15 protein-coding genes are annotated in these 17,997 nt (G+C 48.2%); 12 read left to right on the top strand and 3 right to left on the bottom strand.

The features are described 5' to 3' along the window. Positions 1-16: 16 nt before the first annotated feature. On the bottom strand, positions 17-1,096 hold the full coding sequence (locus tag QUB56_RS16445; protein ID WP_332956508.1) for a M23 family metallopeptidase: 1,080 nt from the start codon (positions 1,094-1,096) through the stop codon (positions 17-19). 161 nt (positions 1,097-1,257) lie between these two features. On the opposite strand from QUB56_RS16445, the gene QUB56_RS16440 reads away from it, so the two are divergent. Then, positions 1,258-1,971, top strand: coding sequence for a phosphatase PAP2 family protein (locus QUB56_RS16440; RefSeq protein WP_332956507.1), 714 nt, complete (start codon positions 1,258-1,260; stop codon positions 1,969-1,971). 17 nt (positions 1,972-1,988) lie between these two features. On the opposite strand, the gene QUB56_RS16435 is transcribed toward QUB56_RS16440, so the two are convergent. Continuing rightward, positions 1,989-2,873, bottom strand: a complete 885-nt coding sequence (locus QUB56_RS16435; protein ID WP_332956505.1) for an aspartoacylase — start codon at positions 2,871-2,873, stop codon at positions 1,989-1,991. Between the two features lie 354 nt (positions 2,874-3,227). Here QUB56_RS16435 and QUB56_RS16430 point away from each other — a divergent pair, with 354 nt between their 5' ends. The 9 genes from QUB56_RS16430 to QUB56_RS16390 all read left to right on the top strand — a co-directional run bounded on the left by QUB56_RS16430 (position 3,228) and on the right by QUB56_RS16390 (position 9,776). Beyond that, positions 3,228-3,416, top strand: a complete 189-nt coding sequence (locus QUB56_RS16430; protein WP_332956503.1) for a hypothetical protein — start codon at positions 3,228-3,230, stop codon at positions 3,414-3,416. Between the two features lie 10 nt (positions 3,417-3,426). Then, a complete protein-coding gene (locus QUB56_RS16425) occupies positions 3,427-3,744 on the top strand; it encodes a DUF433 domain-containing protein (RefSeq protein ID WP_332956502.1) in 318 nt (105 codons plus the stop codon). Between the two features lie 35 nt (positions 3,745-3,779). After that, entirely contained in the window at positions 3,780-4,118 is a 339-nt protein-coding gene (locus QUB56_RS16420) for a DUF433 domain-containing protein (RefSeq protein ID WP_332956500.1), read from the top strand. A gap of 3 nt (positions 4,119-4,121) precedes the next feature. Beyond that, a complete protein-coding gene (locus QUB56_RS16415) occupies positions 4,122-4,484 on the top strand; it encodes a DUF5615 family PIN-like protein (RefSeq protein ID WP_332956497.1) in 363 nt (120 codons plus the stop codon). A 614-nt stretch (positions 4,485-5,098) separates the two neighbouring features. Beyond that, entirely contained in the window at positions 5,099-7,918 is a 2,820-nt protein-coding gene (locus tag QUB56_RS16410; protein ID WP_332956496.1) for a leucine-rich repeat domain-containing protein, read from the top strand. A gap of 66 nt (positions 7,919-7,984) precedes the next feature. Further along, on the top strand, positions 7,985-8,497 hold the full coding sequence (locus QUB56_RS16405) for a dihydrofolate reductase family protein (RefSeq protein WP_332956495.1): 513 nt from the start codon (positions 7,985-7,987) through the stop codon (positions 8,495-8,497). 209 nt (positions 8,498-8,706) lie between these two features. Next, on the top strand, positions 8,707-9,042 hold the full coding sequence (locus QUB56_RS16400) for a XisI protein (protein ID WP_332956494.1): 336 nt from the start codon (positions 8,707-8,709) through the stop codon (positions 9,040-9,042). A gap of 83 nt (positions 9,043-9,125) precedes the next feature. Beyond that, positions 9,126-9,461 carry a XisI protein gene (locus QUB56_RS16395; protein ID WP_332956492.1) on the top strand — a complete coding sequence of 112 codons (336 nt, stop codon included), beginning with the start codon at positions 9,126-9,128 and terminating at the stop codon, positions 9,459-9,461. Between the two features lie 18 nt (positions 9,462-9,479). After that, positions 9,480-9,776, top strand: a complete 297-nt coding sequence (locus tag QUB56_RS16390; protein WP_332956490.1) for a hypothetical protein — start codon at positions 9,480-9,482, stop codon at positions 9,774-9,776. Positions 9,777-9,982: 206 nt separating this feature from the next. On the opposite strand, the gene QUB56_RS16385 is transcribed toward QUB56_RS16390, so the two are convergent. Further along, positions 9,983-10,450 carry an NAD-dependent epimerase/dehydratase family protein gene (locus QUB56_RS16385; RefSeq protein ID WP_332956489.1) on the bottom strand — a complete coding sequence of 156 codons (468 nt, stop codon included), beginning with the start codon at positions 10,448-10,450 and terminating at the stop codon, positions 9,983-9,985. Between the two features lie 115 nt (positions 10,451-10,565). Here QUB56_RS16385 and QUB56_RS16380 point away from each other — a divergent pair, with 115 nt between their 5' ends. Further along, complete coding sequence (locus QUB56_RS16380) at positions 10,566-11,852, top strand: hypothetical protein (protein WP_332956487.1); 1,287 nt, start codon at positions 10,566-10,568, stop codon at positions 11,850-11,852. A 3-nt stretch (positions 11,853-11,855) separates the two neighbouring features. Continuing rightward, positions 11,856-17,990, top strand: a complete 6,135-nt coding sequence (locus QUB56_RS16375; protein ID WP_332956486.1) for a tetratricopeptide repeat protein — start codon at positions 11,856-11,858, stop codon at positions 17,988-17,990. Positions 17,991-17,997: the final 7 nt, after the last annotated feature.

The raw sequence follows: 17,997 nt of genomic DNA, 5'->3' as shown, positions 1-17,997 counted from the left end.
ACAACGGCCCGCGTGACTAACGCAACTCAACTTCTCGCTTGACTTGGGTCAAAACTCGATCGCCCCGCGTCAACCGATATTCGGCCCGCCAAACTCCGGGAGTCAGAGGAGAATTTGTACTGTTTCTTTTGCCGACATAACCCAACCAAGTGCGGCTGGGGGCTTTAATTTCATTGGTCCCGTCAGCGATGGTTGTGCCGTTGGGTGCAAATAATTTGTATTGTTCGCGATCGCCCTTGAGCACTCCGTAACTTTGCACCCAAAACAACAAAGCTGGACTGTTTGCAGGGAGTGTAGTCTCTGCAAATTGTCCTTCCCAGACAGCGTTCATATCGGGTGGCTTATTGGCAAAACCGGCCCGAATTAAACCTGTGGAAATATAGTCCATCGGCTTGTCCCAAATTGGATTGCGGGCGATGTTGCAGCCTAACTTGGCGTCGGGGCCCACAAACGGATCTACGGGTTTGCCTTGATAGCGAAAAGTTACGTGTACGTGGGGGAAAGATGCATTCCCAGAGTTCCCCACCATGCCCAAAACAGTGCCTTTTTGTACCTGCGTACCCGGTTTGACGGCAACGCTGCCTTTGCGGAGGTGGCAGTATTGGGCTTCCCAGCCTGCGCCGTGGTCGATTACCATGCCGTTGCCGCATTCTGTGCCTGCGATGCTGGCTTTGTCGGTATCGTTTTGTAAACGCCGATCGACTACACCATCTCGTACTCGCAAAACTTTGCCTGCTGCGGAGGCAATCACTGGAACTCCTTTTGCCATTGCTTTGGCGTCGGGAATGGCAAAGTCTGTGCCGTCGTGGCCGTCGTAGGTTTGGCGCCCGCAGCCAAAATCTACGGCGGTGGGGCCGGGTTCTCGATCGAAATACAGCAATACAAAACAGTCTTTGCCTAGGGTACAGTCGATCGGCTTGCCGAATTGCGGGTTGTTCGGCTTTTGGGCGACTGCGGTCGAAACGAGACGCTGGGCGATCGTGTGGGCTTCGGCGATCGGGGCACTTACTCCGCTGTTCTTACCACAGCTAGAAAGACTTGTCAACCCCACGGTCAACAAAATTGCAGAAATGTATTTTTTTGATAGTATAGTCATTCGCCGATGGGAGGTAAAAGCTGAGGTGGCTAGTGAAAAATCAATTAATGATTCAGAATAGAGTTGCTCAAGAATCTAGACGATCGGTAAGGCGTTTTCGTTTCCGATAGTTGTTGTATTATTGTCTGTTGAAACTTTTAAAACTTTAAATTACTTAAAAAATGCGTTCTAAAATTCGATCGCTCATTTCGATGATTCGCCTGGCCGGGCTTGGTGTTGCTGCTTTGGCGATGTGGGTATTTGCCACCCTTGCGGAAGAGGTTTTGGAAAAGGAAACCTACGCTTTCGATAAATCTATTTTACTATATCTTAGGAGCCTTCACACTCCGCTGCGCGATCGCATCATGCTCGCCTTTACATTTTTGGGGGAGCCAAATTTGCTGCTAGCGCTGAGCGTGAGTTTGGGTATTATCTTGTGGGTGCGCAAACATAACTCCGAAGCCACAACTATTGCAGTTACCGGCGCCGGGGCGGTCGGTTTAAACCTACTGTTAAAAAAACTTTTTGCCCGCGCTCGACCTCAACTTTGGGAGCGGGTTGTTGACGTTCGCTTTTACAGTTTTCCTAGCGGACACGCGATGATTTCAATGGTTATTTACGGTTTGTTAGGATATTTCTTGGGCTCGCGCTTTCCCAAGCAGCGCTGGTGGATTTACAGCTTGACTGTTGTATTAGTTGCTGCTATTGGTTTGAGCAGGCTTTATCTAGGGGTTCACTGGCCTACCGATGTTATTGCCGGTTATACGGCGGGTTTAGTGTGGCTGATTGCCTGTATTCTCAGTTTGGAAGTATGGAAGCACTTTCGTTCTGTTAGTGCGCCTTCTGAAGAAGAGTTTTTGTCACCCGAACCCTCTCAAGAAATAACTAATAACTAATAACTAATGACTAATAACTAATAACTAATGACTAATTGCTTTTGGGTAAAACACATGGCAATTCCTTTTTCGTAGTAAGCGGCCTCGTTAATAAAAATTGGATACACTGTCGATTTACCTTCATACAAGACCGACTCACCATCAAAGGTCAAAAACATCGGATCCCCGGGATTCAGGGCTTGATAATCTCTGGATTGTAGATGAGGATGAATCATTGCCTCAATTTCTTTCTTCTCGTTTCTGGGATAGTCTATAGCCTCCATAGTGTGATAAATAGTCAGGGGATTCTTTGCGGCAGGCATTGTGCCTTGATTGTAGGCTTCTACACCGTCTAATATTGTGCCTAAAACTTGCTCAGTTTGCTGAAATAAAGAGGCATCTAATACGCCTTGCGGCACTGCACCAACTTCGAGGGTACCGCCTAATTCGGAAAGCGATCGCAGCACAGGACTATCAGGATTCTCGCTTGTAGAGGCGAGTAGCTTGAGGTGGGGATAGACAGAGGTTAAATAAGCTGCTAGTTGCAGGTTAAATGGGTGATGGCTGGCGAGAATAAATGTTAGCCCCATGTTGGATGTGGTGCTGTGCAAATCGATAATTACGTTGGGCTGATGACTGTTTTTTGAGTTCAAAATGCCGTAAATTTCTTTCGCCCGCTGCGCTTCATAGCTGGAGAGATGGGGATTTTCTAAATCTTGCTGTCGAAAGCAGCGGTTGAGGTCGATATCGAGGTAGCGTCTCCCGATTTCGCAAGCTTTGGGATTGGCTAGCAGGGCGATTGTTTCAAAAGTCGATCGCCCAATTAACTCTGGCGCGCGATCGAATTTCTTCACGAGGTAAATTCCTGTGAGTTCGTTTCCGTGGGTTCCTCCCACTATGGCAACACGTTTAATTTGGTTCATAGACAAATAAGTTTCTATCCCCAGCGTAGCACTCTTTGTCATCTCTTGGTAAAACAAACCTGAGAAACCCGGTTTTTTTGTGTATTTATCGTCACCCAACTAAAACCTCGTAGAAACCCGGTTTCTCGTCCCATGCGTGAATCTCAGAAACCGGGTTTCTCTCGATATGTATCGTCACCCAACCAAAAAATTCAGAGAAACCCGGTTTCTCGCCTCGATGCGTTAATGTCAGAAACCGGGTTTCTCTCGATATGTATCGTCACCCAACCAAAAAATTCAGAGAAACCCGGTTTCTCGCCTCAATACCAAAAATTCCTGTCACAATAAAATGAATCTTACCGAGAGACAAAGGCCATGACGCGAGAGGAAGCTGTGCGGCGAATTGACCAAGCAGCCGAGGAAAAATTGACCCAACTGGATTTGGCGGGGTTGGGGTTGGAGGAATTGCCGCCACAGATTGGCAAGTACCCTCAGCTTGAGAGGTTGGTGTTGGGGTATTTTGCTATCATAGTTTCTGCGATCGGACTATTATATATTCTGTAAATTACCAGCTATGAACATTCAGTTGGTTGACTCCTTAATTCAAGTGATTGAGTCGCTGACACCTGAAGAGAATTTGCTGTTTCAAGAAAAACTCTCGGCTAGGGCGATTCAGAGTACGCCTGGAGTCTGTGGAGGAAATGCCCGGATTCGCAACACTCGCATTCCTGTTTGGACACTGGTTTCGCTTCACCAACAGGGTGCTGATGAGACTGAGTTACTTCGGAATTATCCAGGTTTGTCGGATCGCGATTTAGAGAATGCTTGGCGTTATTACGATCGCCACCGCGAAGAAATCGATCGCATTATTGTTTCTCATCAAAGCGAATAGTAGAATAGTATATAGCTAAAAGAGGGATTTTAGATATGGGACTGAATGAGTATTTTGATTTCTTAGCACCGGATGATATTCGGATTAAAGGACATCGCATCGGGATTGAGACGGTACTGTATGAGTATCTTTATCGGGAACGCACCGCCGAAGAAATTCAGCAACTCTACCCATCTCTAACTTTGGCAGAAGTTTATACGACTATTTTGTATTATTTACAAAATCAAGAATCAGTAAGTAGATATTTGCACGATTGGTTGGAATGGTCGCATCAGCAGCGAAAGAGCCAAGTAGCAAATCCCCATCCGGCGACAGAAAGATTGCGAAAATTGAAAGCTGAACGGGAAAGAAAATCTGTTATCCAGGGTGCTTGAGAAATGGCGCTCAAATATTTAATGGACGAGAATGTTACGCCCATTTATGCTACACTACTTCGGCGAAAACGCCCTGATTTAGTAGTTTGGGCAGTGGGCGAAATTGGTACACCCCCCAAAAGCACTCTCGATCCGGAGATTTTGGTTTGGTGTGAGGAGCATAACTTTATTTTGGTGACAAACACTCGCAAGTCAATGGCCGTACATTTGGTAGATCATCTGGCTCAAGGTGGTCATATTCCAGGGATTTTCGTTTTGAATCAGGATTTAAGTATTGGGCAAAATATTGAGGAATTGATTGTGATTGTTGATGGTTCGTTTGATAACGAATACCAAGACCGAATTATTCATCTCCCTTTAACATAAATCTACTAAACAAAAAATGTGTAGCCTTTTTTCTCCCCAGATTCCTCGCGGGTGGCCAGAAACCGGGTTTTTGCCTAGAAGACGCCATGCAGTAGTAGAAACGGGAAAAAACCCGGTTATGAAGGTTTTGATGCGTAAGCCACTCTGGACACGGCAATGCCGTTTCCCTACCCCAAAATAATCGATGTTCGCTCTCCCTCGGATACAATCATCAGCCACTCTGGACACGGCAATGCCGTTTCCCTACCCCAAAAAAATCGATGTTCGCCCTCCCTCGGATACAATCATCGCCAGATTAGTTGTAGGGAAACGGCACTGCCGTGTCCTGATTTCTTTGATTGTGATGCGTAGCTCAGAAACCGGGTTTTTGCCCAGAAGATGCCATGCAGTCGTAGAAACGGGAAAAAACCCGGTTATGAAGGTTTTGATGCCTGGGCCACTCTGGACACGGCAATGCCGTTTCCCTACCCCAAAATAATCGATGCTCGCCCTCCCTCGGATACAATCATCGCCAGATTAATTGTAGGGAAACGGCACTGCCGTGTCCTAATTCCCCCCCACCCAACCAAAAATTCCTGTCACAATAAAATGAATCCTACCGAGAGACGAAGGGCATGACGCGAGAGCAAGCAGTGCGGCGAATTCACCGGGCGGCAGAGGAAAAATTGACCCAACTGGATTTGTCGGGGCTGGGGTTGGAGGAATTGCCGCCGGAGATACGATCTCTCTTAAATTTGCGATCGATCGACCTCAGCGGCAATCCATTCGGAACAATGCCAGAATTACTACTGGAAATGAAGCAATTAGAGAGTTTAAATTTAACCAGCATTGGTTTAACAGAAATTCCCGATGCGCTCGGCCAACTCTCGAATCTGACAGGGCTTTACCTCTGGGACAATCAGATTGCAGCCATCCCAGATGCGCTCGGCCAACTCTCGAATCTGACAGAGCTTGACCTCAGTAACAATCAGATTACATCCATCCCAGAAGCCATCGGCAAACTGTCAAATCTGACACAGCTCCACCTCAGTAACAATCAGATTACATCCATCCCAGAAGCCATCGGCAAACTGTCGAATCTGACAGAGCTTTACCTCAGTAATAATCAGATTACATCTATCCCAGAAGCCATCGGCAAACTGTCGAATCTGACAGAGCTTTACCTCTGGAACAATCAGATTACATCCATCCCAGAAGCCATCGGCAAACTGTCGAATCTGACAGAGCTTTACCTCTTGAACAATCAGATTACATCCATCCCAGAGGCGCTCGGGCAACTGTCGAATCTGACATGGCTTAACCTCTTGAACAATCAGATTGAAAAGATTCCTGAAGGCTTAGAAACACTGCCAAAACTTGAAACACTCGACCTCCGCTGCAATCCCCTGCCCATTTCCCCAGAAGTTCTCGGCAACCAAGATGAACCCGGTACCCCCGCCGCCATTTTCAACTACCTGCGCCAACTCCGCAGCGGCGAAGTTCTCCCCCTCAACGAAGCCAAAGTCCTCCTCGTCGGGCAAGGCAGCGTCGGCAAAACCTGCCTGATCGAACGCCTCATCCACAACAAATACAACCCCAACGAGCCCCAAACCGACGGACTCAAAATCACAGAGTGGCAAATTACAGTCAACACCAAACCCGTCAAACTCAACGTCTGGGACTTCGGCGGACAAGAAATCTACCACGCCACCCACCAATTTTTCCTTACCAAACGCAGCCTCTACCTCCTCGTGTGCAACTGCCGCACCAGCGAAGACGAAAACCGCCTCGAATACTGGCTGAAACTGATCGAAAGCTTCGGCGACGCCTCCCCCGTCATCCTCGTCGGCAACAAGTGCGACGAACAACCCTTGGATCTCAACCGCAAAGCCTTGCGCGACAAATATCCCAACATCAAAGCGATTATCGAAACCTCCTGCCAAAGCGGAACCGGCATCGAGGAACTCCGCAGCGCCATCCACACCGAAATCTCCGAACTCAAAGAAGTCTACGATCTTTTGCCCCTAAGCTGGTTCCAAGTCAAGCAGCGCCTGGAAAACCTCGACAAAGACATCATCAGCATCAGCGAATACGCCACCATCTGCGCCACAGAAAACATCTTTGAAGAAACCGACCAAACCCAACTGATCGGACTGCTGCACAACCTGGGCATTGTCCTCAACTTCCGCGAACACCCCATCCTGCAATCCACCAACATCCTCAATCCCCACTGGGTGACAGAAGGCATCTATGCCCTCCTCAGCGACGAGGCACTCAAAGTCAAAACCAAAGGCATTCTCACCTACGCCGACCTCAGCCGCATCCTCGACTCAAATAAATATCCCCGCCACCGCTACCACTGCCTCACCGGCTTGATGGAGGAATTTGAACTCTGCTTCCCCGTCAGCGGTTGTCCCGCGCCGACTTTCCTCATCCCCGGCATCTTGCCCAAAGAACAACCGGAAAACACCGAACTCGAAGGCGAAACGCTGGAATTTCAATATCACTACCGCATCCTCCCCGACAGCATCCTCTCGCGCTTCATCGTCCTCATGCACGAGAAAATCCACAACTGCACCCACTGGCGCACGGGGGTTATGCTGGAGTACACCGAAGGCGCTGAGGTTTACAACATCGCCCGGATCAAATCTGACCCGGTAGATGAGAAAATCTTTATTGCCGTTAGCGGGCGGGAATCGACGCGGCGTTCTTTCCTCAGCATGATTCGCGATACGTTTACCAAAATCCACAATTCTTTTGCCAATCTGGAAATCAGTCAATGGGTGCCGGTTCCGGGTTATCCCGAGGCCGATCCGCTGGATTACGAGGATTTGCTAGGGTTGGAGGAGATGGGGGAGAATACTGTGCGCGTCGGCAAACTCAAACTCAAACTCGATTTGCGGCCGTTGCTGGATGGCTATGAGTCGATCGAACTTCGGCGCAGATACCAAATGGGCGATCGAGAAATGGGAAAATATTATGACAACCTTGTAGATATCACTAAACTAGCAGTTAGTAGACCAATTTTTAATAAAGCCGAAGCAAACATGACTCAAGATTCTTCCCAAAACAACAACCTTCAAGGTTCACAAGTCGGCAGCATCGCTAACCAAGTGAAAGACAGCACCAAACAAACAGCCCTAGGCTTCACTCAAAACAATAACACCCATACCGCCGAACTTTTGAAACTGATTTCATCGATGCGTCAAACTGCTGAGCAGTTTCCCGAAGATATCCGCGATGAGATAATTATCGATATTGAAGATATCGAAACCGAAATCCAGAAACCTGAAAACCAATGGAATAAAACCAGATTAAAGCAAAGGTTAAAAGGTATTGTTGCGACGGTAACTGCGATCGCAATTCCGATCGCCGGCATGACTTATTTTGCCAATACGGCGATCGAACTCGGTCAAAAGGTGGGTGTCGAACTCAAGCTACCGCCAGGACGCTAAATCATTTAAAATTAAGGTGATTGGGGTCCGACTCGCCCCAATTATTCCCAAAACCTCGGTGTTGCCATGCGTAAAATTGTACTATTCATTGCATCTAGCTTGGACGGTTATATCGCCCGAGCGAATGGCGATATTGACTGGCTGTTTACAGACCAAAATTACGGTTATACTAAATTCTTAGATAGCATCGATACCGTTCTCATGGGTCGGAAAACTTACGAACAAGTTCTCACTTTTGGCGAGTATCCGTACCCGGAAAAAAAGAGTTATGTTTTTACGAAAAATCTAAATTTTCAAGCAACTTATGATGTCGAAGTTGTAACACATTTAGAGAGTTTTGTCAAGGAGTTGCGCTTGCTTGACGGCAAAAATATTTGGTTGGTGGGAGGTTCTCTGCTGATTCGCGATTTTCTGAATCAAAATTTGGTCAACGAGCTAATTCTCTCGGTGCAGCCGATTATTTTGGGCGAGGGAATTCCTTTATTTGCTAATCCCATAAATACTACAGCTTTGCAGTTAACTGGATGTCAGACATACAGTTCTGGCCTCGTTCAGCTATCTTACGATGTCGCGACTTGAGGGCGCCCCCATTGCTAAGTCGCTTGCAAAAATAGTGTCAGTTGGTTATCAAAAAAGGTAAGATAGGAAGTAATATCATGTCCGGCCGAGCGACGGCGATTTTTGTAGGAGAGGGTTCACCAACAATACCTGCCAATAATTGACCATCTCAAAAACCCGCCCCGACCGGGATATTATGGTTAATCGATCGGACATGATATAAATTGGCAATGGAAAACTTAATCAAATATCGGCAAATTGTGCAGCAAATGTTACTGGAGTACGGCAAGCGCAAACCTGCTCGCGGAGACATTAAAGTCGAGACAATTCTTGATACAGAACGAGATCATTACCAAATCTTCTATGTGGGCTGGGACAAGCAGACTCGGGTGCATCACTGTAGCATTCACATAGATATCAAGGGTGGGAAAATTTGGCTTCAATGGAATGCCACTGAGGATGATATTGCTGAAAATTTAGTAATAGCCGGAGTTTCCAAAGAGGATATTGTTTGGGGATTTCAGCCGCCGTTTATGCGGAAGTATACGGGTTATGCAGTAGAATAGATAAGAGATATAAAGGGTGTATTTTACATAAATTGCTGCAAAAAAATTATTTCACGATGCTGTAAAAAGAAGGGAATTTTGGAATGGAAAGAGTAGAGCGTTACCGCCAGTGTATCCGAAAATTGCTAAGTCAACAAGCAAGACTAGAAAAGCCTAATCCAGACGTTGAGTGCCAGCTTGTTTTTGATTGGGAACACGACCACTATCAGTTACTCGATGTTGGCTGGGAGGGACTAAAGCGGATATACAACTGTTTCATTCATTTGGATATCAAGGATGGCAAAATTTGGATTCAGCGCAATATGACAGAAGTGGATATTGCAGGGGAATTTATCAAGATGGGAGTGTCTGAGGATGATATTGTGTTGGGGTTGCATCCACCTTACAAGCGCCCGCAGACTGGGTTCGGAGTAGCGTAGAGAAAAAGGCGATCGCAGATGATGAAATGTATTTGCTACTTTTTGTTATTAATATCTTTTTTCTGGGTGGCGCTTCCTGCTGACGCCTCTGTATGCCGCAATTATCAAGGAAGCGAGATTTGCATTGTCGATATCAAGCGCAGTGCGAAAAACTATTGGGAATACAGGGTAATTCTTAGTGTGGATGGAGTTAAACAGCCTCTGGCAGTCTACAATTGCCGCGATCGCACTACAGTTAAGAAAGATGGAACTGTTTTGACCTTTGGACAAAACAACCCTGGTGAAATCGTCTGCGGTTTTTTTAATCAGAAATAGTTTGGGCAATTCAAGTTATCTCGTCCTCTTATAAGCGAGCTTAACTTTAGTGCGTAGGCGAGAGTTTTGCCTAAAAATAAACACAAATTAGTAGGAAAGGATACCGACAAATTTACAAACTTGAAATCAGCCATATCCGGCCGGCCCCAAGAGCCCTAGACTATACCTCTTGCAAAAATTGCTTTCAATTCCCTCAATTATCTGCGTTAATCTGTGTTTATCTGCCTTACATCCGCGGTTTTTGTATCAAGCAAAGACTTATGCAAGAGGTCTACTGTAAAAAAGCGCAATCCTGTGATTGACAAGTTGTACAAATGGCTGTAAGAATGAGCCATCAGTTCCTTAGCTTTTTTGGTGGCTGCGTAACGGGAAATAGCACGATCGACGTTATCGCTAACAGCAAACTGAACTTTGGTGTTAGTACCGTAAACGGAACTCGAAGAAGCAAAGACTAAATGCTCGATTTTGCTGGGGCGGCAGCCTTCTAAAATGTTAATAAATCCCGTGAGGTTGCTGTCTGCGCAAGCGTGGGGATTTTGCAGGGAGTAGCGGAGGCCGGCTTGGCGAGGTGTACAGCCCGATCGCATTTTTGGTCTAGGAAAAGTTGGGATATGCCAGCGCGATCGCTCAAATCTAAATGCTGAAAAGTAAATTAGGCACCCTACAAGGTTCAAGATTGTTAAATTTGTCAGATTAATTATAGCGGTTCGATCGCGTGGTGAGGTATGCCCTATGCCCTAATTAACTGGTATAATACCTGCAATAGAAAAAAAATTAAATAAGCGGCGAATGAGTGACATCAAATTTTGGAAACCAGCTTGTCAACTATTCAGACCTGATGAGCCGTTAATTAATAAGGAGTTAGAAGACTTCTACGTCCGCCGGGAAGATAGTCCGGTGGATGATTTGGTAAATTCGCTGGCAACGGACGATGAGCCATCTCAGTATCTGGTGGCAGGACATCGCGGGGGCGGTAAGACGACGGAGTTGCGACGGCTAGAACAAAAGTGTACACAGGATTACACAGTTGTTTGGGTGGATACGGATACGGCGCTGGATAAATTTAATATCGGTCATGCGGAAGTGCCTGTACTGATTGGGATGCAAGTCGTGCAGCGACTGAAAGATGTAGGTTGGAAGTTGCCCCAAAAATTAGAAAAGGAACTTTTGGAAACTCTCAAAAAAATAACTTACCAAGATAAAGTTACGGGTGGGGGCGAACTTCAGTTACCCAAGCTGTTTCAAGACTTGGGAATGCTGCTGAAAGTGGGGTTTCAGCGTGAAACGACGCGGACGTTGGAAGTGAAACCCGTTTTGGGTGAAATTATCAATAAAGTGAATGAGATTATAGCAGCAGCTCAACGAGATAAACCGAAGCTATTAGTGATTGTGGATGGCTTGGATCGAAAGGAATATTCGATCGCACAAAATATGTTTTCCAGTTCGTTGTTGACGGATCTTCAGTGCCATATATGTTATGCAATTCCGATCGACTTGCGTTATTCGCCTTCTTTTCGGCAAACGATGGAGGGCTTTACCAGATGTCTAGATTTATCCAATATTGCCGTTTTTAAGTGCGATGAGATGGCTCGCCCGACTACAAATCCCGATCGGGTGGGACGGCATATTTTGATGGAAGTGGTTCAGAAACGGTTGGCAACATTGGGAGATGCCTACGCGAATTTGTTTGAGCCCCAGGCGATGGATTTGCTGTGCGAGAAAAGTGGCGGCGTGCTCCGGGATTTGGTGCGGTTGGCGCGGATGGCTTGCCAAGTCGCATTGAGTCGGAGGGTGAGTCGGATCGATCGCACGATTGCTGAGGAAGCGGTTCGAGAGGAACATCGAATGTACACGATCGAGGATTATCATTTTCCCGAACTGGAGACGGTGCATCGCACGGGCAAGTTGAGCAGCAATGTGTTTGACTCGCCAAAGCACGGCAGAATAGTCATTTGTAATGAGTTACTGCACTACAAGTTGGTGTTAGGGTACGACGACAAGAAATATGGGCGCTGGTTTGATGTGAATCCGATGTTGTGGGTTGATTTGGAACGCTGGCAGCAAGCCAAGGAGTAGGTGATGCAGGAACTAGAACCGGGCGATCGAGCAGAATTAACGAAACTGGTCAATGCAGTGGCGTTGAGCGATCGCAGCCTCAGCTTATTTGCGATCGCGCCGGATAGCGCCCCGAATCATCCGGTGGTGGAACAGTTTAAAGCGCAGTTGCAGGAGTTGGATGAGCCGTTTGAGTTCCGCACCCTCTACTACAGTGACGATTCGCTGTTCGATTGCCTCCACCGTCTGGAGGTCGAGGCGGCATCCGGGCGCAGGGTAGTGATGGCATTTGGGCTGGAGTACCTGCCCCGACACCGATTGCGACAGGAAATGCAGCAGTTGAATTTGGGGCGAGAACGCATTTTCGATCGCAATATCGTGCTGGTGTTTTGGCTGAGTCGGGAGACGTTTCTCAATGAGTTTCGCCAGCAGGCTGCGGATTTTTGGGACTGGCGGGGGAACGTGGCCTATTTTGCGACGCGCCCCCCCTCGAATCCGCTGCTGTATCCGTATCTGCAGTGGCTGATTGCTGAAAACTCTTATTTGAAAGTGGCTGGGGTGATGCAAGTCAACCGCCAGGTGGATATTCTCCTCGATCGCATTTATGTATCGCTTCAGGCAGAATGGGTGGAGGAACAGAGTCAATCGTTTCGAGAACGAGTTACCAGGGGGGAAGGGCGAGTCAAACCGAGTCGCCCTCACAAACTGGGAGAACCGGATTTCCCAGACTTCGAGTTTACAGATGAGCCGATGCTGGCTGTGAGTGCTGAACCTAGCAGTCGCCAGCGCGTGACTAAAATCGTCGATCTCGCGGAAGCGTTGCGGAAACACACCTACAGTGCGATTTTAGGGGAGCCTGGTGCCGGAAAAACGACGCTGCTGCGCTATCTGGCGCGACATTTTGCGATCGCCTATCGCGGCCTTCAAGCTACAGATGAGCCAACCGCGCAGCCTTCTGGGGAGGAAAGCCCCTCTCCTCTCAGGGTTGAGGAGGGGTCGCCCAATTTGAGGGTGCTCGGAGGCATGGATGAGGATTTAGGAGAGATTCGGTTGCCGATTTTGTTTCGGATTGCCGATTTTGCCGAACGCCTTGCCCAGCAGCCGGGTTTGAGTTTGGTGGAGTACCTGAAGCAGTTTTATCGCCACTGGGAGTGCGATCGCGATCGCGCTAATGGCGATGCGGTTGCCGACTTGTTGCTGGCGAAGATGGCGGCGGGGGATTGTTTGGTGCTGATGGATGGGTTGGATGAGGTTTTCGATCGCGCAAATCGCGTGCAGGTGGTGCAGCAGATCGATCGATTGGTGAAGGACTACGGCGAGAATAAGTTTGTCATCACCAGCCGGATTGCCGGATATCAGGAAGCCTCCCTGGGCAGCCGGTTTCGAGAGCTCACGATTACGCCGATGGGCAATGCCCAAATCAAGCTGTTTCTGGAACGCTGGTGTCGGGCCATCGAAGAGGCGCAACGTCCCGAAGCCGATGTTAGTTTGAAGGAACGAGAGGCCCAACGAGAAGCGCGGGGCATTTTACAGGCGATCGAAACCAAGCCGGGAGTGAATCGATTTGCCACCAATCCGCTGCTGCTGACGATTTTGGCGCTGATTCACCGCAACGGCACTCAAATGCCGCAGCGACGGGTGGAATTGTATCAGTTGGCAACCAAGACGCTGATTGAGGATTGGCAGTTGGGGCGTAACATTTCCTATGGGGTACAGCAGAGGCAACTTTCGCTGGTGGAAGAGGAAGTGACGGCACTGCTGGCTCCTCTGGCGTTCCAGATGCACGAGGAGAAGCCCTCGGGGTTGGTGACGCAGGCAGAGGTGGAAGCCTGGTTAACGCCCAAAATGGCGGATTTACAGGGGGTGGAGGAACCGGAGGCACTGGAAATGGTGCGACAGTTTTTGCGGAAGGTGCGGGAGACGACGGGGCTATTTGTAGAACGAGCTCCGGCGGTGTATGGGTTTATGCACCTGACTTTTGAGGAATATTATGCGGCGCGGTACATTGCCGACAACGAGATTCCTGAGATTTTGAAAATGATCGACACCTATCGCTATCAGGCACGGTGGAACGAGCCGATTTTGCTGGCGTTGGGGTATTTGAGTGCGGATCGCCAACGAGTGAATCGGTTGTTGGAACAGTTGTTTGGCAATTTAGCCGACTATCAACCGGATATTGCTGGGAAGGAGATTCGGCTGAAAGAAACGGGCGCTAATCGAGTGCTGGTGTGGTATCCACGGGCAGAGGCAGCCCCGCGGGAGTCTGATTCGCTGTGGCAGGATTTGCTGTTTGTGGGGCAGGTATTGGCAGAAATCAAAGTCACGCCCAAATTCTGTCGGCAGCAAGTGGAGAAGCTGGTAGTGACTTATTTGGGATTGGATGGGGATGATTTTGCAGATGAACCAACTCAGGAGTTGTTGCGGTTGCTGCGGGGAATTGAGGTCTTTAATCAACAGGTTTTAGACAGGTTGCAACAAGCAGCAGCAGATGAGCGGCTGTCTCAAGAGCAGCAAAATAAGGCGCGAGTGGCGATGCTTTATGTGGTTTGTGGCGAAGCGGGAGAACGTTTAATTGCAGGCGTGACGAGCATCGTACAACAGTTAACGCCATCGTTGTTTGAAGCAATTCTGGATTTAGTCTCCGAATTGGGAGTAGAGATGACTCTGGCATTGGAACGCGCTTTGGAAGATGCAATCTGCGATTTGGATCGCCGACAAGCCTTAGAATTTATGACGGGATTGTCTTATTTGCGATCGAAAAAGTACGATCGGGCAATTTCCCTGTTACAAACTCTAGAAGAGCGAGGGGATTGCGATCTAGGGGGTTTTGTCGAATGGGCGATCGCCTTTGCCTGCGAGAAAAAAGAAGATTACGATCGGAGTTTGAATTACTATCAGCAATGTTTGGATAAGCTGCAATCTTCCCGTGCTGCTGATTTATTCCTTTTGTGGCAAAGCTGGGGAGTTTGTTATCGATCGCATCAGCAATACCAGCAGTCATTAGAGTGTCTTCAGAAAGCAATAGAGTTGTCTCAGCAAGCGAACAACTGTCAAGCCCAGGCCAGTATTTTTTATAGTGTTGGCAGAAGTTATCAAGATTGGGGAAACTACGAAGCAGCGATTTTATATTACCAACAAAGCCGAGAACTCTTACAAGAATTGAATCAGGAAACTTATGTTGCTAACTCTTGGTACTCGATAGCAGAATGCTACCGGCAGTGGGGGAAATATGAACAGGCTATAGATTCACAACAACAGGATTTAGCCCTGCGTCAGCAACTAGACGATCGAGCCAACATCGCCGATGCTTACCACGCATTGGGACGAATCTATCTAGATTGGGGGAAATATGAAGAAGCGCTCGCCCATTACCAACAAAGCCGAGAAATCTATCGGCAGTTGGGCAAGGAAAAAGATGTTGCTAACTCTTGGTTTTGGATGGCAGTTTGCTATCGACAGTGGGGTAAATACGAACAAGCTCTTGATGCCCAACAACAGGATTTAGCCCTGCGTCAGCAACTCGACGATCGACCCAACATTGCCGCTGCCTACTTTCAATTGGGACAAATCTATCTAGATTGGGGGAAATATGAAGAAGCGATCGCCCATCACCAACAAAGCCGAGAACTCTATCAGCAATTGGGCAAGGAAAAAGATGTTGCTAACCAGTGGTACTGGGTGGCAGATTGCTATCGGCAGTGGGGTAAATACGAACAGGCACTCGATGCGGCAAAAAAGGATTTAGCCCTGCGTCAGCAACTCGACGAGCTACCCAGAATTGCCGCTGCCTACTTTCTATTGGGAGGAATCTATCAAGATTGGGGGAAATATGAAGAAGCGATCGCCCATTACCAACAAAGCCGAGAAATCTATCAGCAGTTGGGCCAGGAAAAAAATGTTACTAACTCTTGGTCTTGGATGGCATTTTGCTATCGGCAGTGGGGTAAATACGAACAGGCACTCGATGCAGCACAACAGCATTTAGCTCGGCTTCAGCAACTCGCCGATCTACATAATATTGCCCTAGCCTACTATCAATTGGGACGAATCTATCAAGATTGGGGGAAATATGAAGAAGCGATCGCCCATCACCAACAAAGCCGAGAACTCTATCAGCAATTGAACCAGGAAAAAGATGTTGCTGACTCTTGGTACTTGATGGCAGATTGCTATCGGCAGTGGGGTAAATACGAAGAGGCACTCAATGCCGCACAACAGGATTTAGCCCTGCGTAAGCAACTCGACGATCGACCCAGAATTGCCCTAGCCTACTTTCTATTGGGCATAATCTATAAAGATTGGGGGAAATATGAAGAAGCGATCGCCCATTACCAACAAAGCCGAGAAATCTATCAGCAGTTGGGCAAGGAAAAAGATGTTGCTAACTCTTGGTACTCGATGGCAGATTGTTATCGGCAGTGGGGTAAATACGAACAGGCACTCGAGGCGGCAAAACAGGATCTATCCCTGCGTCAGCAACTCGACGATCGACCCATAATTGCCCTAGCCTACTATCAATTGGGAGGAATCTATCAAGATTGGGGTAAATATGAAGAAGCGATCGCCCATCACCAACAAAGCCGAGAAATCTATCAGCAGTTGGGCCAGGAAAAAAATGTTGCTAACTCTTGGTCTTGGATGGCAGATTGCTATCGGCAGTGGGGTAAATACGAACAGGCACTCGAGGCCGCACAACAGCATTTAGCCCTGCTTCAGCAACTCGCCGATCTACATAACATTGCCCTAGCCTACTATCAACTGGGACGAATCTATCAAGATTGGGGGAAATATGAAGAAGCGATCGCCCATCACCAACAAAGCCGAGAACTCTATCAGCAATTGAACCAGGAAAAAGATGTTGCTGACTCTTGGTACTTGATGGCAGATTGCTATCGGCAGTGGGGTAAATACGAAGAGGCACTCAATGCCGCACAACAGGATTTAGCCCTGCGTAAGCAACTCGACGATCGACCCAGAATTGCCCTAGCCTACTTTCTATTGGGCATAATCTATAAAGATTGGGGGAAATATGAAGAAGCGATCGCCCATTACCAACAAAGCCGAGAACTCTATCAGCAGTTGGGCAAGGAAAAAGATGTTGCTAACTCTTGGTACTCGATGGCAGATTGCTATCGGCAGTGGGGTAAATACGAACAGGCACTCGATGCGGCAAAACAGGATTTAGCCCTGCGTCAGCAACTCGACGATCGACCCAGAATTGCCCTAGCCTACTATCAATTGGGAGGAATCTATCTAGATTGGGGGAAATATGAAGAAGCGATCGCCCATTACCAACAAAGCCGAGAACTCTATCAGCAATTGGGCAAGGAAAAAGATGTTGCTAACTCTTGGTACTGGATGGCAGTTTGCTATCGGCAGTGGGGTAAATACGAAGAGGCACTCGATGCAGCACAACAGGATTTAGCCCTGCGTCAGCAACTCGACGATCGACCAAACATTGCCGATGCTTACTCTCAATTGGGCATAATCTATAAAGATTGGGGGAAATATGAAGATGCGATCGCCCATCACCAACAAAGCCGAGAAATCTATCAGCAGTTGGGCCAAACTGACAGCCTTGCCCGACAACTCAGACACATTGCCCACAGCCAGCGCCAACTCGCCCGCGAAACCGCCGATCGCACAGCCGCAATTTCCCTTCTCACCCAAGCAGAACAACACCTAGAACAGGCAATACAGCTAAATATCGATCGTGAATATCGAAAAAACCTCGCCTACGACTACATCGCCCTCAGCCTCGTCTGTAGCGATTTCCTGCGTCACATCCCCGCCGGCGATCCCACCCAACCCATCCGCATCGCCCAATTCGAGAACACCTATGCGATGGGTTTGGGCCACTTCACGGCCCTCGGGCAAACCGTCAATCTCGCTGAAGAAACCCTAGACATCGCCCGGGCCTACCTAGAAATCCCTGCCCTAGAAAACCTCAACCTTGCCGAATCCCTCACCCGCCAATCCCTGCAAACTTTCCAGGAATTCAACCGCCGCCGACTCCAAGCCGATGCCCTCAAACTCCTCGGCGAAATCTACAAACATCGCATCCCGCATCAACCCGATGCCGCCACCACCGCCGCCCAATTCTGCCTGGACAGCCGCCAACTCTACCAAGAACTCGACATCATCGAAGTTGACTGTTGACTGTTGA

This window comes from Microcoleus sp. AR_TQ3_B6, assembly GCF_036702785.1.
GTDB lineage: Bacteria > Cyanobacteriota > Cyanobacteriia > Cyanobacteriales > Microcoleaceae > Microcoleus.
This window is presented reverse-complemented; position numbering and strand designations above follow the sequence as displayed.

Coding starts and splice junctions, on each gene's coding strand:
- QUB56_RS16445 (WP_332956508.1), bottom strand. CDS start 1,096: ATGACTATACTATCAAAAAAATACATTTCTGCAATTTTGTTGACCGTG.
- QUB56_RS16440 (WP_332956507.1), top strand. CDS start 1,258: ATGCGTTCTAAAATTCGATCGCTCATTTCGATGATTCGCCTGGCCGGG.
- QUB56_RS16420 (WP_332956500.1), top strand. CDS start 3,780: ATGGGACTGAATGAGTATTTTGATTTCTTAGCACCGGATGATATTCGG.
- QUB56_RS16380 (WP_332956487.1), top strand. CDS start 10,566: ATGAGTGACATCAAATTTTGGAAACCAGCTTGTCAACTATTCAGACCT.
- QUB56_RS16435 (WP_332956505.1), bottom strand. CDS start 2,873: ATGAACCAAATTAAACGTGTTGCCATAGTGGGAGGAACCCACGGAAAC.
- QUB56_RS16375 (WP_332956486.1), top strand. CDS start 11,856: ATGCAGGAACTAGAACCGGGCGATCGAGCAGAATTAACGAAACTGGTC.
- QUB56_RS16425 (WP_332956502.1), top strand. CDS start 3,427: ATGAACATTCAGTTGGTTGACTCCTTAATTCAAGTGATTGAGTCGCTG.
- QUB56_RS16415 (WP_332956497.1), top strand. CDS start 4,122: ATGGCGCTCAAATATTTAATGGACGAGAATGTTACGCCCATTTATGCT.
- QUB56_RS16410 (WP_332956496.1), top strand. CDS start 5,099: ATGACGCGAGAGCAAGCAGTGCGGCGAATTCACCGGGCGGCAGAGGAA.
- QUB56_RS16405 (WP_332956495.1), top strand. CDS start 7,985: ATGCGTAAAATTGTACTATTCATTGCATCTAGCTTGGACGGTTATATC.
- QUB56_RS16430 (WP_332956503.1), top strand. CDS start 3,228: ATGACGCGAGAGGAAGCTGTGCGGCGAATTGACCAAGCAGCCGAGGAA.
- QUB56_RS16390 (WP_332956490.1), top strand. CDS start 9,480: ATGATGAAATGTATTTGCTACTTTTTGTTATTAATATCTTTTTTCTGG.
- QUB56_RS16395 (WP_332956492.1), top strand. CDS start 9,126: ATGGAAAGAGTAGAGCGTTACCGCCAGTGTATCCGAAAATTGCTAAGT.
- QUB56_RS16400 (WP_332956494.1), top strand. CDS start 8,707: ATGGAAAACTTAATCAAATATCGGCAAATTGTGCAGCAAATGTTACTG.